This is a genomic window from Streptomyces sp. NPDC053542 (genome assembly GCF_044544685.1).
Classification (GTDB): Bacteria; Actinomycetota; Actinomycetes; order Streptomycetales; family Streptomycetaceae; genus Streptomyces.
In genome coordinates this window covers 149696-163566 of the sequence record NZ_JBITXL010000010.1, presented here as the reverse complement: position 1 = coordinate 163566, position 13871 = coordinate 149696, and the positions used below count along the sequence as shown (strand labels likewise).

Sequence of the window (13871 nt, the reverse complement as noted above, 5' to 3'; positions counted from 1 at the left end):
GACGGCAGTCGTGGCATTCGGGGGTCGGGCGGGCTGGGATGATCGGGGTATGGCTGAACGTGTGATCGCCGCGTGTGACGGGGCGTCGAAGGGAAATCCCGGCCCGGCGGGCTGGGGCTGGGTCATCGCCGACGAGGCGGGCCGGCCCGCCCGCTGGGAGGCGGGGCCGCTGGGTACGGCGACGAACAACGTCGCGGAACTCACCGCGCTGGAACGGCTGTTGACGGTGGTCGACGCCGATGTGCCGCTGGAGGTCCGGATGGACTCCCAGTACGCGATGAAGGCGGTCACGACCTGGCTGCCCGGCTGGAAGCGCAAGGGCTGGAAGACGTCGGCCGGCAAGCCGGTCGCCAACCAGGAGCTCGTCGTCCGCATCGACGCGCTGCTCGCGGGCCGCGACGTGGACTTCCAGTACGTGCCCGCGCACCAGGTGGACGGCGACCCGCTCAACGACTTCGCCGACCGCGCCGCCAGCCAGGCCGCCACGGCCCAGGAGGCAGCGGGCAGCGAGTACGGTTCCCCGGCTCCGCCGCCCGCCGCGGTACCGGCGCGTACCGGCGGCGCGCGCCGTGCCCCGGGCGCCGGGAAGTCGTCCGCCGCCACGTCGTCCGCCGCGTCGAAGCGGCGCGGCTCGGGGGCCTCCGGCCGCACCCTCAAGGCCAAGTTCCCCGGCCGCTGCCGCTGCGGCCGCTCCTACACCGCCGGGGAGACCATCGCCAAGAACCCGCAGGGCTGGGGGCACCCGGACTGCCGGGTGGGGGCGGGGGAGAGCGGGGAGTGACCCACCCGGCGCCCACCGCCACCGGGATCGCGGCGGCCGTGCGAGCGGGGGAGACCGGCGCCGTCGAGGTCGTCGTGGCCGCGCTGGCACGGATCGACGCGGTCGACCCGGAACTGCATGCCTTTACCGAGGTGTGGCGGGACGCGGCGCTGGACCGGGCGGCCGAGGTCGAACAGCTGGTCGCCGCCGGGGCCGACCTGCCCCTCGCCGGTGTACCGCTGGCGGTGAAGGGGCCGCGCGGCGCGCGGCACGCCGCGGCGCGGGCCCTGGTGGCGGCCGGGTGCGTGCCGGTCGGCGCGACGGCGGTACCGGGGCCGGGCACACCGTGGCAGACCTGGGGGCTGGGGCGGGGCGGACGTACCCGTAACCCGTGGCGCGCCGACCGGACGCCCGGCGGCTCCTCGGCCGGGTCCGCCGCGGCGGTCGCGGCCGGTCTGGTGCCGCTGGCCACGGGGAGCGACGGCGCGGGATCGATACGGATTCCCGCCGCCTGGTGCGGAGTGTTCGGCCTGAAGGTCACCAACGGGGTCCTGCCCTCGCCCGACCGCACGGGCCTCGCCGCACCCGGAGTGCTTACCCGGTGCGCGGAGGACGCGGAGGCGTACTGGAACGCGGTGCGTACGCAAGCCACGGTGCGTACGCAAGCAGCGGAACATGCGCAACTCGCGGTGCGTACGCTGCCGACTGCACGTACGCAGGCCGCGGTGCATACAGAATCCGCGGTGCATACAGAATCCGCGGTGCATACGCTGCCGACCGTGCGTACCGTCTCCGCCCTCTGGTCCGCCGATCTCGGCTTCGCCGGGCCGGACGCCGAGCAGGCGGAGATCGCCCGCCGGGCGGCCGGCCGGCTCGCCGAGGCGGGCGTCGTCCGGCTCGTGGATGAGGAAACGGTCCGCCTGGCCGACCCCGGCCCCGCCTGGCTCGCCCTGCGTACACCGGGAGCGGACCGGGCCGAAGCCGAGCGGGTACGCGCGGACAACGACCGCCGGCTCGCCGCCCTCTTCGCCCGCGTCCCGCTCCTGCTGACGCCGGTCACCCCGAATCCGCCGCACGGTCACGACGGCCCGGGCGACCGGTACAGCACCGCGCTCACCTGGGCGTTCAACCTCAGCGGGCATCCGGCGGCGAGCATTCCGGCCGGTTTCGGCGCGGACGGCTGTCCGGTGGGCCTGCAGCTCGTGGCCCCGCACGGCGGCGAGTCCCTGCTCCTCGCCGTCGCCGCGGCGGCGGAGCGGGCCGCCGGACTGTCCGCGGAGGCCCTCACGAACAGCGCGGACTTCACGCCGGAGCGGTGAGGAAGTCCAGGAGCGCGGCGAGGAGGGGAGCGGGGGCATCCAGGGGTACCAAGTGGCCCGCGTCGGGGATGAGTTGGAGCCGGGCGCCGGGGATGGCCGCCGCCAGTTCGTGGGCCTTGGCGACCGGGATCCAGGTGTCCTCCGTGCCCCAGCAGACGGTGACGGGGAGGTCGATACCGGCGTACTTCTCCTGGATCTCGTCGGTGTAGCGCTGGTCCGCCTGCGCGATCTGCCGGTAGAACGCCGCCTGGCCCGTCTCGCCCGACCACGGCCGCACCAGTTCCTCGGCCACGTCGTCGCGCAGCCCCCGGTGGCTCGCGGAACGGATGTACTCGCGTACCAGCGCGAGGTGCAGCGCGTGCGGCAACTGCTCAAAGACGGGGGCGTGTTCGCCGACCAGCCGGAAGAACGGCGAGCCCCAGGGCGCGAGCGCCACCGGGTCGACCAGCGCCAGTCGACTGTATGCGGCCCCGTGCAGGAGGTGTGCCCGCAGGGCGACGGCCCCGCCGAAGTCATGGGCGACGACGGCGGGGCGCGTCAGTCCCCAGTGGGCGAGCAGCTCGGCGAAGACCCCGCCCTGGGCGGCGAGGGAGACGTCCTGGCCCTCGTGCTTCTCGGACGCGCCGTATCCGGGCATGTCCCAGACGTAGACCTGGTACCGCTGGGCGAGTGCCCGGGCGATCTCCTGCCAGACGTACGAGGAGAACGGCGTGCCGTGCAGGAGGACGACCGGGTCCGCGTCCTCGGGCCCGAAACGCTCCCAGCGGACCGCGCCCGCCGTGCTCGCGAAGGTCCTGCTCAACTGCCACGCGTGGGAGTCGGTCATGGGACTGGCGCCCTTCCTGCTCAGGGGTAAACGCTAAACGCTATCTTTACCCCTTACCGTACAGCAGGCCATGCGGCAGGCCATGCGGCAGGCCATGCGGCAGGCCCTACAAGCCGTACCGCAGTGGACGAGCGGCCGCGTGCTCTCAGGCCGGTGTAGCCCCCGACCGGTACTCGTACGTCGTCCCCGACGGATACCCCGGCCCCGCCGGGTGCTCCGGCCCCGACGGCCCCCACTCCGAAGCCCCGGCCCCCGCCGACCACCGCGGCCGCTCCTCCGCCGGCAGTGCGGCCAGCGCCTGGGCCACCGTGGGGTACGTGCGGAGCAGGTCGCCGGAGCCGGTGAGGTGCAGTACGCGGGTGACGTTGTGGCGGACGCGGGCCAGCAGCAGCCGGCCCTGGCGCCGCTCCAGCAGCCATTGCAGGCTGAGCAGGCAGTTCAGGCCACGGGAGTCGCAGAAGCTGAGAGTGGCACAGTCCAGGACCACATGGCGGTGGCCGCGGTCCAGGAAAGTGCCTATGGAGGCGCGGAAGAGCTGCTCGGTACAGTGATCGAGCTCGCCGCTGATCCGCAGCACCGTGCCGGCCTCACAGGAGGCGAGCGCGGTCATCTCTAAGCCGTCGGGGAGCGGCATCTGGCAACCTCATCGTGCGGGGAGATGTGGGGGAGAGGTGAGTGACTCTCACGTTGCTGACAGTAGCGGGTCTTGTTCTTGGAAAGCGTGTGATTTCCTGCCAAGCGTGCCAATGGCCGGAATGGTTCCCCGGGCATGACAAGGGCGGCCGGCGGGCACCCGCCGCGGCATGGGACTGCTCACGCAACTGGAAGACACGATGGAGCACTGGGAACACACCCTGGTCAACAGGGTGTTCCGGAGCGATCCGGTACGGCTGGTCGACGCCCTGCAACGCGAGTGCGACGAGCACGCCGTCGTCTGCAGTGAGAGCCGGATACTGGTGCCCAACGCCTACGACATCGAGCTCGCCCGCTACGTCCACCAGGAGCTCCGTCAGGAGCTCGGCGAGGGGGACGGGCGCGTGGGACGTGCGCTGACGGACGCGCTGGCCCGGCATGCCGCGGAGCACGGCTACGAGTGGGCGGGACCGCTCACCGTCCATGTCGCCGAGACCCGGCACCCGCTCGCCAACGGGCGCTACCGCATTACCAGCCAAGCCCTGCCGCACATCGCCCCGGACGCCTTCGACGCCCCCGGATGAGGCACGATGGTCGCCCGGGGGACGGCGTCGGGAACGATGAGGAGAAGGCATGGCAGCGGAGACAGCGAGGACGGAATCCAAGTCGGTGACGATCAGCACGCCGGACGGTGCGTGCGACGCGTTCGTCGCGCACCCGGCAGGAGGCGGCAGCCACCCCGCCGTGCTGTTCTACATGGACGCCATCGGCCTGCGTCCGCGGCTGCAGGACATGGCTCGCGAGCTCGCCGCGCACGGGTACTACGTCCTGCTGCCGAACCTCTTCTACCGGCACGGGAAGGCGCCGGTCATCGAACTCCCCGACCTCAGCAGGCAGGAGAGCCGGGAGGCGTTCATCGCGCAGGTCATGCCGATGGTCCACGAGCTGACTCCGGAAGTCGGGATGCGCGACGCCGGCGCTTACCTCGACTTCCTGGCCGGACAGGAGGAAGTGCGCGCCGGTGCGGTGGGCCTGACGGGCTACTGCATGGGCGGCGTGCTCTCGGTGCGCACCGCGGCGCGGTTCCCGGACCGGGTCGCCGCCGCGGCGAGCTTCCACGGCGGCCACCTCGTCACGGACGCGCCGGACAGCCCGCACCGGCTGGCCGGTGACATCGAGGCGGAGCTGTACTTCGGGCACGCGTCCCAGGACGACAGCATGAACGCCGAGCACGTCGCCGAGCTGGAGGCGGCGCTGGAGGCCGCGGGCGCGACGTACCGCTCCGAGGTGTACCCGGACACGATTCACGGCTTCACCATGTCCGACACCGCCGCCTACAGCGAGGCGGGCCTGGCCCGGCACTGGGACGCGCTGCTGGACCTCTTCTCCCGCAGGCTGAAGCCGGCGTGAGCCGCGGGCGGGCCGAGGCGGGCCTGCCCCGCGCGCAGCCGGAAGCCGGCTACCCCGCCCGCAGCACCCGCGCCACCACCGGCCCCGCCGCGTCGCCCCCGTGGCCGCCCGACTGGACCAGCGCCGCGGCCGCGAGGTCGTCGCTGTAGCCGGTGAACCAGCTGTTGGACCGGTCCTGCCCGTCCTTCTCGGCGGAGCCGGTCTTCGCGCCCTTGTCCCCGCCGACGCCCGCCATCGCGGCGACCGCCGTGCCCTGGCCGACGGTCGCCGCGTGCATCATTCCCCGCAGCTGCCGGGCGACGGCCGGGGCCAGCGGCCGCGCGGTGGCCAGGGTCCGGCCGTCGAGCGACCGCGGTACGAGGACGGGCTGCCGGAAGCCGCCGTTGACCACGGTGGCGGTGACGGATGCCATGGCCAGCGGGCTCATCTGGACCTTGCCCTGGCCGATGTACGAGGCGGCGGTCTCCACCCCGGACGACTCCGGGATACTGCCGTCGAAGGACGGTATACCGGTCTGCCAGTCGTCCCCGCCGAGCCCGAAGGATTCCCGGGCCGTCGTGCCCAGCGCGGTGCCCGCGATGCCCTTGTCGTTCAGCGGCTTGACGGCCTTGATGAACGCGGTGTTGCAGGACCGGGCGAACGCGTCGGTCAGCGTGCCGTCCGCGATCGAGAAGTCGTCGAGGTTGTGGAAGGTGTAGCCCTCCCAGGACACCGTGGCGGGGCACTCCGCCTTGCCGGCCGCGTCGCCCACCCCGTTCTCGATCATCATCGCGGCCGTGACGATCTTCATCGTGGAGCCGGGCGCCACTCTGCCCAGCATCGCCGCGTTGTAGCCGTCCCTGCGGTTGTTGGCCACCGCCCGGATCTCGCCCGTGCTCGGCCGGACGGCCACGACCGAGGACTCGTCGTACTCCTGCACCGCCAGCTCCGCCGCCGCCTGCACGTCCGCGTCCAGCGTCGTGTGCAGCGTCCCGGCCCGGCCCTTCTGGAGGGTGACCAGGGTGCCGGTGGTCTCACCCGCCTCGTTCTCGATGCGCAGCCCGATGGAGCGGGTGCCGCCGGCCTTGCTGCCGTACTTCTCCCGCAGGCCGTCCAGGACGGGCCCGAGCGAGGGGTAACGCTCCTCGGCCAGCGGTCGGCCGCGGTGGTCGAGGGCCTTGATCTCCGGTGCCGCCCCCGCGTCCGTCACCAGGTACTCGCCCTTCCCGAGCCGCGGATGCAGCACCGAGGGCCGCCAGTCCACCAGCGGCTTGTGCGTGGTCCGGCCGCGGACGACCCGCAGCTCGGAGGAGTACGACAGGGGAGCGGTCCGTCCCTTGTACGACACCTTCGCCGTGACCTTGTACGGCACGGTCGTGCCGGTCCGCTCGCCGGGCGTGATCACCACCTGCGTGAGGTGCGCCTGGTCGTGGAATCCGGCCAGTTCGTTCCGGGCGGCCTCCTGGTTGTCGGTGAGCGCGGCGGCGGCCGCGCTGTCGCCCTTCGCCCAGGCGGCGAGGAAGTCCTCCGCCGTTCGTCTCGTCTCCTCGGCGCTGGGCGGGCCGGTCGGTGCCGCCTGTGTGGTGCCGCCCCCGTCGCCGTACCCGGCGATCCCGTTCACCAGGTTGCAGCCGCCGTACAGCACGACCCCGCCCACCACGACGAACACCCCGCCGACGAGGGCGGTCTTCACCCCGCTGCGCATGTCGTTTCCCCCTCCCCAGAGCCCCTGAACAAGATCAAAGGGGCATTGAGAAGCACGGTACGGGGCGGACGTGGTGAAAGGGACGTTCGAACGGAAGTCCGTTATCAGATAGCGATTTCGGCATACGGAGGCCGCTTCGGTGCGGCGGTGTCCGGGCGGCGGCGCGGCGCTGCCCGCGCGTCGGGCAGGGCTCTGCTCGGGGACGGGCGGGCCGAAGTGGTCTCCGACGCGTCGTACTCGACCGAGCAGTCCACCTCGTGGTGGGCGCAGAGCACCTGGGCCAGCCGGACCAGCGCCGCGGCGCCGTCCGCCCGGCCCACCCGGCGCAGGTCGACGACGACATCGCCGCTGCCGGGACGGATGACGGCGTTCAGCAGCCGCCCCAGGTGGGGTTCGGCGGCCGGCCGGATGGGGCGGTGCACCTCGATGACGGTGCGGTCGGCGTACCGGCGTACCGCGACCGGGGACGGTCCGATCCCGCCGTCGGCGTCACCGGCCGCCGCCGCGGTACCGGCCGTCCGGGCGGGCCGGGCCACACGGGCGGGCCGGGCCGTTCGGGAGGGCACCGTCAGCAGGGCCGGCCGGAGCCGGCGCAGGACAGAGGTCCACAACGGGTGCAGGGAAGGGGCGGTCCACGTCATCGCGGTCTCCCTCGGCATCAAGACCTGATGGGACAAGCCGTCGCGGCCCGCCGTGCCGCGACGCGGGAGCGAGTGGGATTCTGCCACCCCTCGGCACCCGGCGGGCAGGGCCGCTCGGCCTCGTACTGGGACCGGCAGGCTCTGTTGGGCCCGGCACCGGAACGCGGTAGGGCCGCCTGCCGAACGGCGGGAACGGCCGGTGTCTTTCGGCCGATGCCGGGCCCCGAGGGGCACTCGTAGCTTTCATGGTCGAGCGGCGCACCGGCCGTTCCGGCGCGAGTGTCCGCCGGGCGTGCGGTCCGGCGCCGGCCGTCCCCGGGAAAGTCCCCAGGAAGGGAGAACATTTCTCATGCTCTCGGTATCCACCGCTGCCGCGGCCACCGGTTCGTACCTCACCTCCATCGCGGACACGACGGAGGAGATACGGGCCGCGCAGCGGCTGCGCCACCGGGTCTTCGGCGGGGAGCTGGGGGCCCGGCTGCGCACCCCGCTGGCAGGCCACGACGTCGACGGCTTCGACGCGTCGGCCGACCACCTGCTCGTGACGGACACCGCCAGTGGCGAGGTGGTCGGCACGTATCGCCTGCTGCCCCCGGGGCGCAGCGAACGCTTCTGCTCCGAGGGCGAGTTCGACCTGCGGGCGCTGCACGAGGTACGCGGCCGCCTGGTGGAGGCCGGGCGCGCGTGCGTGCACCCGGACCACCGGACCGGCGCGGTGATCAGCCTGATGTGGGCGGCGCTCGCCCGGTACGTCGTGCTCTCCGGCCACCGTTACCTCGCGGGCTGCGCCTCCGTCCCGCTGGCCGACGGCGGCCAGGCGGCCTCCCACGCCTGGCTGCTGGGAACGACCAAGCACTGCTCCCCGGCCGAGCTGCGGGTGCACCCGCACCGCCCGTGGACGCCGCCGGGCGTGATCGAGAACGAGCCGAGTTACGCGCTGCTGCCGCCGCTGCTCCGCGGCTACCTCCGGATCGGCGCCTGGATGTGCGGGGCACCGTCCCACGACCCGGAGTCCGACGTCGCGGACTTCTTTGTGCTGCTGGACATGGAGCGGATCGACGACCGCTACCGGCGCTTCTTCCTGGGGGAGTAGGGATATCCCCGGCACGCACCGGGGCCGCGCTCCTCCGCCCGGCGGAACGGGGCCCCTGACGAAGGTCAGGGGCCGCCTCAGACCTTCGGGCACTGCGGCGTGAGTCACCCGGCTCCTACCGTCGATCGGGAACGGTGCGGGGCCGTCGAGTACCCGTTCCCGCGCCGCGGACACCCAGCGAACGGAGAAGCGCCCACCATGACGACGACGCCGACGACGCCCTCGACCGCGACGCCCCCGACCGCGACGGAAACCCGCTCCTACGTCACCTCCATCGCGGACTCCACCGAGCAGATACGCGCCGCCCAGCGGCTCCGCCACAAGGTGTTCGGCGAGGAACTGGGCGCCACCCTCGACCCGGCGCTGGCGGGCCACGACACGGACATCTTCGACGGCCTCGCCGACCACCTGATCGTGACCGAGACGGTGACCGGCGAAGTGGTCGGCACCTACCGGCTGCTGCCGCCGGGACGCACCGAGCGCTCCTACTCGGACGGCGAGTTCGACCTGAGCGCGCTGGCCGGCATCCGGCCGTCGATGATCGAGGCGGGCCGTTCCTGCGTCCACCCCGACCACCGCTCCGGCGCGGTGATCAACCTGATGTGGGCCGCGCTCGCCCGGTACGTCCTGCTCTCCGGCCACCGTTACCTCGCGGGCTGCGCCTCCGTACCGCTGGCCGACGGCGGCCGGGCGGCGGCGAACGCCTGGTCTCTGTGCGCCGAGAAGCACGCTCCGCCCGCCGGCATGACGGTCCGCCCGCACCGCCCCTGGCAGCCCACGGGACCGGTGGCGGACGACAAGCCCGGATACGCCGGGCTGCCCCCGCTGTTCCGCGGATATCTGCGGCTGGGCGCCTGGGTGTGCGGCGCGCCCGCGCACGACCCGGAGTTCGGCGTCGCCGACTTCTTCATCGTGCTCGACATGGACCAGCTGAACGACCGCTACTACCGCTATTTCCTCGGGGAGTCCCGATGAGTCCCTGGGGCGTCACGTCCCCCTGCACGCCCAGTTGTGCCGCACATGCCGTGCCGCACGTCTCCGGCGCGCAGCGGGCCCGCCGGTACGCGGCGCTGGCCGGCGCCCTGGCGCGCGGCATGGTGGCCGGGCCGCGCCTCGCCGACCAGCGGGTGATGCGGGCCAGAGCGCGCGCGGTGCTCCGCGCCCTCGGGCTGCGGCTGGAGTGCAGTACGCCGTCGCTGAGCGTGCCGCGCGGGCCCGGCGGCCCGGGGACGCTCATCGTGGCGGACCACATCTCCTGGCTCGACGTCATCGCCCTGCTGGCGGTGGAGCCCTCGATGCCGCTGGCCAAGCGGGAGGTGGGCCAGTGGCCGGTGTTCGGGGAGCTGGCGCGGAAAGCCGGGGCACAGTTCATCGACCGCGACGGGCTGCGCACGCTGCCGCGGGACGTGGCGAAGCTGGCGGCCACCCTGCGCGGCGGCCGTTCGGTCATGGTGTTCCCGCAAGGCACGACCTGGTGCACGGAGTCGGGCGGCGGCTTCCGGCGGGCGACGTTCCAGGCCGCGATCGACGCGAGGGCGCCCGTCCGGCCCGTGACGATCACCTACCTCCAGCACGGCAGGCCCAGTACGGTGGCCGCGTTCCTCGGGGACGAGGACTTCGCGACCTCGCTGCACAGAGTGATCGGCGCGAGAGACCTCACGGTACGGGTCACCGCCCACCCGGAGCTGGACCCCGGGGAGCGCGACCGGCGGACGCTGGCCACCGAGGCGCACGCGACGATCCGCGGCACCCGGCCGCCGGTCCATGTCTGAGCTGTTCGACCAGTTCGCGGAGCTGGTCAAGACGCAGCTGGACTCGCCCTGGCTCTGGCTGATCGTGCTGCTGGTGGCCGGCCTGGACGCGCTGCTGCCGTTCATGCCGAGCGAGACGACGGTGGTGACGGTGGCCGTACTGACCGGCGCCGACCTTCCGCAGCTCGCGCTGCTGGCGCTGGTGGCCGCGGTGGGCGCGCTGGGCGGCGACTGCCTCGGCCACGCCATCGGCCGCTGGGCCGGGCCGCGCGCCATCGACCGGCTGCTGCGCGGCGAGAAGGGCCGGCAACGGTACGCGTGGGCCCGCGCCATGGTCGGGCGGCACGCCACGACGCTGGTGGTGGCGGCCCGCTTCCTGCCCGGCGGCCGGGTGGCGTCCGCACTGTCCACCGGCAGCCTGCGGTTCCCGCTGCGCCGCTTCGTCCTGCTGGACGCGGCCGGCGCCACGCTGTGGGCGGTCACCAGCACCGCCATCGGTTACGTCGGTGGCGCGGCCTTCGCCGAGGAGCCGCTCAACGGACTGCTGCTGGCGTTCGCGCTGGCGCTGGTGATCGTGGGCGTACTGGAGGGAGCCCGCAGGCTGACGGCCCGTCGGGGGCGGAGCAGGGTGGTGGCAGCCGACAGCGGCTCTCAGGCGGCCCGGCCCCACGCCTCCGCGTAAGCGCGCGCCGCCGTACGGGGGTCGGCGGCCGCGCAGATGCCCGAGACGACCGCGCCGCCCGCCGCGCCCGCGGCCCGCAGCGGCGCCATGTCCGCCACCGTCACCCCGCCGATCGCCACCGCCGGGAGCGGCGTGGGCGGCGCCAGCCGGGCGAAGCCCTCGATGCCCAGCTCCGGCGGCGCGTCCGCCTTGGTACGGGTGGCGTGCAGGGCGCCGATGCCGACGTAGTCGACCCGGGCCGGCTCCTTGGTGGCGGCCCGCAGCTCGTCCTCCGTCGCGGCGCTCAGCCCGATCACCGCGTCCGGTCCGGTCAGCGCGCGGACGGCGGCCACCGGAAGGTCGGACTGGCCGATGTGCACCCCGGTCACCCGCGCGCCGGCCGCGCGCGCCGCCAGGTACACATCCACCCGGTCGTTGACGAACAGCGCGACGTGCTCGGGCAGTACGGCGGAGATCCGCAGCACGGAGTCGAGGAAGTCCCGGGCCGTCCCGTCCTTCTCCCGCACCTGGACCGCCGTGACCCCGCCGGCCACCGCCTCGGCGACCGTGCCGGGCACGTCCCGGCCGCACGCGGCGGCCTGCGCCGCGTCGGTGACCAGGTAGACGGAGAGATCCAGCGGGGCGGGCAGGCCCGGATTGCCGTGCACGCCCACGGGATTCACGCCCACGAGATGGCCGCCCGCTTGTCGAGCGTCTCCTCGTCGAGGCCGTACAGCGCGTCCAGGAAGGCCACCGCGAAGCTGCCGGGCCCGCCGCTGCGCTCGGCCGCGACCTCGGCGGCCACGGTGTAGACCGTCACGGCGGCGACCGCGGCGGCGAGCCGGTCACCGTCCGGGGACGGGACTGACGAAGGCAACGACGGGGCGGGCGGGGCGAAGGCCGCCAGTACCGCGCCGAGCGCGCAGCCGCCGCCGGTCACCCGGGTCAGCAGCGGGTCCCCGTTGGCGACCCGTACCGTCCGCTCGCCGTCCGTGAGCAGGTCGACCGGCCCGGAGACCGCGACCACGGCGCCCGTGGCGCGGGCCAGCGTGCGCGCGGCCGCGGCCGCCGACTCGACCTCGTCCGTCGCGTCCACGCCGCGCCCGCCGCCTCCGGTCCCGGCCAGCGCGATGATCTCGGAGGCATTGCCGCGCACGACGGATGGGCCCTGCGCGGAGAGCCGGCGCGCCAGCGCGGTCCGTACGGGCAGCGAGCCGATCGCCACCGGGTCCAGCACCCACGGTGTCCCGGCCCGGGCCGCCGACGCCACCGCCTCGGTCATGGCCGCACGCTGCTCGGCGTGCGGTGTGCCCAGGTTGACCAGCACCCCGGAGGCGGCCGCGGCGAACGGGCCGGCCTCCTCGTGGATGTCCACCATGGCCGGGGCGGCGCCCAGCGCGAGCAGGACGTTGGCCGTGAAGTTCGAAACGACCTGGTTGGTGAGGCACTGCACCAGTGGTGTTTCATGGCGTACGCGGATGAGCGCTTGCCGGGCCGTGGCAAGCAGGTCGTCGGCCGGACGCGTCATAGGGGCATTCCTCTGTGACATCCCTTCGCTGGTGCGAACCAGATCAGGTTCGACGGGTGTGATCTCAGCCCTTGAGATGGGCACCCCGTGTCTCGTGTGCCCACCATGCTACCCGCAACTCGTTCCCGAACCGGAACCCCAACCCCTGGATGACCCATGACCCTCGAGCGTCCTGTGTTCGACGGGCGGATGCCCGCCGGCGCCGGTGACCTGTCCGTCGAAGGGCACGGCATCGGCCCCGTGCCCGAGAACAACCGCTACGGCCGCCCCGGCCGCCTGTTCACCGTGTGGTTCGCGCCCAACCTGACCATGACCGGGGTGTTCACCGGCACCGTGGGCATCGCCCTCGGGCTCGACTTCTGGACCGCGTTCGCCGCGATGGCGCTCGGCACGCTGCTCGGCGCTGCGCCGTCCGCGTACCTCGGTACGTGGGGCAGCCTCACCGGCACCGGACAGCTGCCGCTCTCCCGGCTCGCCTTCGGCCGCGGCGTCGTGCTGCCCGGCGTCCTGCAGTGGCTCTCCTCCATCGCCTGGGACGCGCTGATCGGCCTGTTCGGCGGCGACGCGCTGGCCCGGCTGCTGGGCTGGCCCTTCTGGCTGGGCGCACTCACCGTGCTCGTCCTCCAGGGTGTCGTCGGCGTCCTCGGGTACGAGGCCATCCACCGCCTCCAGAGCGTGATGACCTTCGTGCTGGGCGCGGCCTTCCTCGCGCTCAGCGTCAAGCTGCTCAACGGTGTCCCGCTGCCGTCCGCCGCCACCGCACACGGCGCCGACCGGGCCGGCGCGTTCCTGCTCACCACCGCCGTCGCGCTGAGCCTGGCGATCTCCTGGGCCCCGTACGCCTCGGACTTCAGCCGCTACCTGCCGCGCTCGGCGTCCCGGCCGCGGATGTTCTGGTACACGCTGCTCGGCATGACCGCCTCCTACCTCTGGGTGCAGACGCTCGGCCTGTGGGCCGCGGGCCTGTTCACCGAGCAGACGGCAGCGGGCGTGCAGAAGCTGCTCGGCGGCGGTGCGCTCGGCGCCTTCGGCCTGCTGGCCATTGCCGCGTCCGCGGTGTGCAGCAACGCCATGAACGACTACAGCGGTTCGCTGGCCCTCCAGACGGCCGGGGTCCGCATCCCCCGCCCGCTCGCCGCCGCCGTGGCCGCCGTGCTCGGCTTCCTGCTGGTGCTGTGGATGCACGCCGCCGACACCACGGCCCGCTTCCAGAACGTGCTGCTCTTCGTCGGCTACTGGATCCCCGGCTTCATCGGCATCGTCGCGATCGACTGGCTCGCCCGCGCCCGGGCCCGTGGCGGCGAGCCGGTGGACGTGCACGCGGAGTTCGCCCGTCCGCAGCCCTGGTGGCCGGCGGTCCTCGCCTTCGTCGCGGCCTTCGCCGTCGCGGTCCCGTTCATGGACACGACCCTGTACGTCGGGCCGGTCGCCGAGGCCCTGCACGGCGCGGACCTGGCGTACTTCGTGGCCTTCGCGGTCTCGGTCGTGGTGTACGCGCCGCTGCGGCTGCGGAGCCGTCGGGTCTGAGCCGTCAGGTCTGAGCCGTCAGGTCCGAGTCGTCAGGT

15 protein-coding genes and 1 riboswitch are annotated in these 13871 nt (G+C 73.6%); of the genes, 9 read left to right on the top strand and 6 right to left on the bottom strand.

Annotated features, from left to right (window positions below; translation table 11 throughout):
• Positions 1-49: 49 nt before the first annotated feature.
• Entirely contained in the window at positions 50-781 is a 732-nt protein-coding gene (locus ACIGXO_RS26875; protein ID WP_399791835.1) for a ribonuclease H, read from the top strand.
• Positions 778-2079 carry an amidase family protein gene (locus ACIGXO_RS26870; protein WP_399791833.1) on the top strand — a complete coding sequence of 434 codons (1302 nt, stop codon included), beginning with the start codon at positions 778-780 and terminating at the stop codon, positions 2077-2079. Before ACIGXO_RS26875 ends, ACIGXO_RS26870 begins: the two co-directional genes overlap by 4 nt.
• On the opposite strand, the gene ACIGXO_RS26865 is transcribed toward ACIGXO_RS26870, so the two are convergent.
• Positions 2063-2905, bottom strand: coding sequence for an alpha/beta fold hydrolase (locus ACIGXO_RS26865; protein ID WP_399791831.1), 843 nt, complete (start codon positions 2903-2905; stop codon positions 2063-2065). The two genes, ACIGXO_RS26870 and ACIGXO_RS26865, sit on opposite strands and share 17 nt — an antisense overlap.
• 145 nt (positions 2906-3050) lie before the next feature.
• Positions 3051-3539: an STAS domain-containing protein gene (locus ACIGXO_RS26860; protein WP_399791829.1), complete on the bottom strand. Its 489-nt coding sequence runs from the start codon at positions 3537-3539 to the stop codon at positions 3051-3053.
• A 169-nt stretch (positions 3540-3708) separates the two neighbouring features.
• Here ACIGXO_RS26860 and ACIGXO_RS26855 point away from each other — a divergent pair, with 169 nt between their 5' ends.
• Together ACIGXO_RS26855 and ACIGXO_RS26850 are read left to right on the top strand one after the other, a co-directional pair.
• Positions 3709-4122 carry a DUF3662 domain-containing protein gene (locus tag ACIGXO_RS26855; protein WP_399791827.1) on the top strand — a complete coding sequence of 138 codons (414 nt, stop codon included), beginning with the start codon at positions 3709-3711 and terminating at the stop codon, positions 4120-4122.
• Between the two features lie 49 nt (positions 4123-4171).
• Positions 4172-4948, top strand: a complete 777-nt coding sequence (locus ACIGXO_RS26850) for a dienelactone hydrolase family protein (protein WP_399791825.1) — start codon at positions 4172-4174, stop codon at positions 4946-4948.
• 49 nt (positions 4949-4997) lie between these two features.
• Here the strand turns inward: ACIGXO_RS26850 and ACIGXO_RS26845 are convergent, their stop codons facing one another.
• Both ACIGXO_RS26845 and ACIGXO_RS26840 read right to left on the bottom strand, forming a co-directional pair.
• Positions 4998-6632 (bottom strand): penicillin-binding transpeptidase domain-containing protein, encoded by a 1635-nt coding sequence (locus ACIGXO_RS26845; protein ID WP_399791823.1) that lies wholly within the window; start codon positions 6630-6632, stop codon positions 4998-5000.
• 104 nt (positions 6633-6736) lie between these two features.
• Positions 6737-7273: a hypothetical protein gene (locus ACIGXO_RS26840; protein WP_399791821.1), complete on the bottom strand. Its 537-nt coding sequence runs from the start codon at positions 7271-7273 to the stop codon at positions 6737-6739.
• Positions 7274-7622: 349 nt separating this feature from the next.
• Here ACIGXO_RS26840 and ACIGXO_RS26835 point away from each other — a divergent pair, with 349 nt between their 5' ends.
• From ACIGXO_RS26835 to ACIGXO_RS26820, 4 genes are all read left to right on the top strand, one after another.
• Positions 7623-8366: a GNAT family N-acetyltransferase gene (locus ACIGXO_RS26835; RefSeq protein WP_399791819.1), complete on the top strand. Its 744-nt coding sequence runs from the start codon at positions 7623-7625 to the stop codon at positions 8364-8366.
• A 198-nt stretch (positions 8367-8564) separates the two neighbouring features.
• Entirely contained in the window at positions 8565-9341 is a 777-nt protein-coding gene (locus tag ACIGXO_RS26830; protein WP_399791817.1) for a GNAT family N-acetyltransferase, read from the top strand.
• On the top strand, positions 9338-10138 hold the full coding sequence (locus ACIGXO_RS26825; RefSeq protein WP_399791815.1) for a lysophospholipid acyltransferase family protein: 801 nt from the start codon (positions 9338-9340) through the stop codon (positions 10136-10138). The genes ACIGXO_RS26830 and ACIGXO_RS26825 overlap by 4 nt, the downstream gene beginning before the upstream one ends.
• Positions 10131-10799 carry a DedA family protein gene (locus ACIGXO_RS26820; RefSeq protein WP_399791813.1) on the top strand — a complete coding sequence of 223 codons (669 nt, stop codon included), beginning with the start codon at positions 10131-10133 and terminating at the stop codon, positions 10797-10799. Before ACIGXO_RS26825 ends, ACIGXO_RS26820 begins: the two co-directional genes overlap by 8 nt.
• Here the strand turns inward: ACIGXO_RS26820 and thiE are convergent.
• Together thiE and thiM are read right to left on the bottom strand one after the other, a co-directional pair.
• Positions 10769-11461, bottom strand: coding sequence for a thiamine phosphate synthase (thiE, locus tag ACIGXO_RS26815; RefSeq protein WP_399791811.1), 693 nt, complete (start codon positions 11459-11461; stop codon positions 10769-10771). The genes ACIGXO_RS26820 and thiE overlap by 31 nt on opposite strands.
• Positions 11458-12306 carry a hydroxyethylthiazole kinase gene (gene thiM / locus ACIGXO_RS26810; RefSeq protein WP_399791808.1) on the bottom strand — a complete coding sequence of 283 codons (849 nt, stop codon included), beginning with the start codon at positions 12304-12306 and terminating at the stop codon, positions 11458-11460. The genes thiE and thiM overlap by 4 nt, the downstream gene beginning before the upstream one ends.
• Positions 12307-12309: 3 nt before the next feature.
• Positions 12310-12404: riboswitch (TPP riboswitch) on the bottom strand.
• A gap of 58 nt (positions 12405-12462) precedes the next feature.
• Between thiM and ACIGXO_RS26805 the strand changes: the two genes are divergently transcribed.
• Positions 12463-13833, top strand: a complete 1371-nt coding sequence (locus tag ACIGXO_RS26805) for a purine-cytosine permease family protein (protein WP_399791806.1) — start codon at positions 12463-12465, stop codon at positions 13831-13833.
• Positions 13834-13871: the final 38 nt, after the last annotated feature.

What these genes read in the sequence shown, in the direction of transcription:
- ACIGXO_RS26875 (WP_399791835.1), top strand. Translation starts at nt 50, where the DNA reads ATGGCTGAACGTGTGATCGCCGCGTGTGACGGGGCGTCGAAGGGAAAT.
- ACIGXO_RS26865 (WP_399791831.1), bottom strand. Translation starts at nt 2,905, where the DNA reads ATGACCGACTCCCACGCGTGGCAGTTGAGCAGGACCTTCGCGAGCACG.
- ACIGXO_RS26860 (WP_399791829.1), bottom strand. Translation starts at nt 3,539, where the DNA reads ATGCCGCTCCCCGACGGCTTAGAGATGACCGCGCTCGCCTCCTGTGAG.
- ACIGXO_RS26855 (WP_399791827.1), top strand. Translation starts at nt 3,709, where the DNA reads ATGGGACTGCTCACGCAACTGGAAGACACGATGGAGCACTGGGAACAC.
- ACIGXO_RS26850 (WP_399791825.1), top strand. Translation starts at nt 4,172, where the DNA reads ATGGCAGCGGAGACAGCGAGGACGGAATCCAAGTCGGTGACGATCAGC.
- ACIGXO_RS26845 (WP_399791823.1), bottom strand. Translation starts at nt 6,632, where the DNA reads ATGCGCAGCGGGGTGAAGACCGCCCTCGTCGGCGGGGTGTTCGTCGTG.
- ACIGXO_RS26840 (WP_399791821.1), bottom strand. Translation starts at nt 7,273, where the DNA reads ATGACGTGGACCGCCCCTTCCCTGCACCCGTTGTGGACCTCTGTCCTG.
- ACIGXO_RS26835 (WP_399791819.1), top strand. Translation starts at nt 7,623, where the DNA reads ATGCTCTCGGTATCCACCGCTGCCGCGGCCACCGGTTCGTACCTCACC.
- ACIGXO_RS26830 (WP_399791817.1), top strand. Translation starts at nt 8,565, where the DNA reads ATGACGACGACGCCGACGACGCCCTCGACCGCGACGCCCCCGACCGCG.
- ACIGXO_RS26825 (WP_399791815.1), top strand. Translation starts at nt 9,338, where the DNA reads ATGAGTCCCTGGGGCGTCACGTCCCCCTGCACGCCCAGTTGTGCCGCA.
- ACIGXO_RS26820 (WP_399791813.1), top strand. Translation starts at nt 10,131, where the DNA reads ATGTCTGAGCTGTTCGACCAGTTCGCGGAGCTGGTCAAGACGCAGCTG.
- thiM (WP_399791808.1), bottom strand. Translation starts at nt 12,306, where the DNA reads ATGACGCGTCCGGCCGACGACCTGCTTGCCACGGCCCGGCAAGCGCTC.
- ACIGXO_RS26805 (WP_399791806.1), top strand. Translation starts at nt 12,463, where the DNA reads ATGACCCTCGAGCGTCCTGTGTTCGACGGGCGGATGCCCGCCGGCGCC.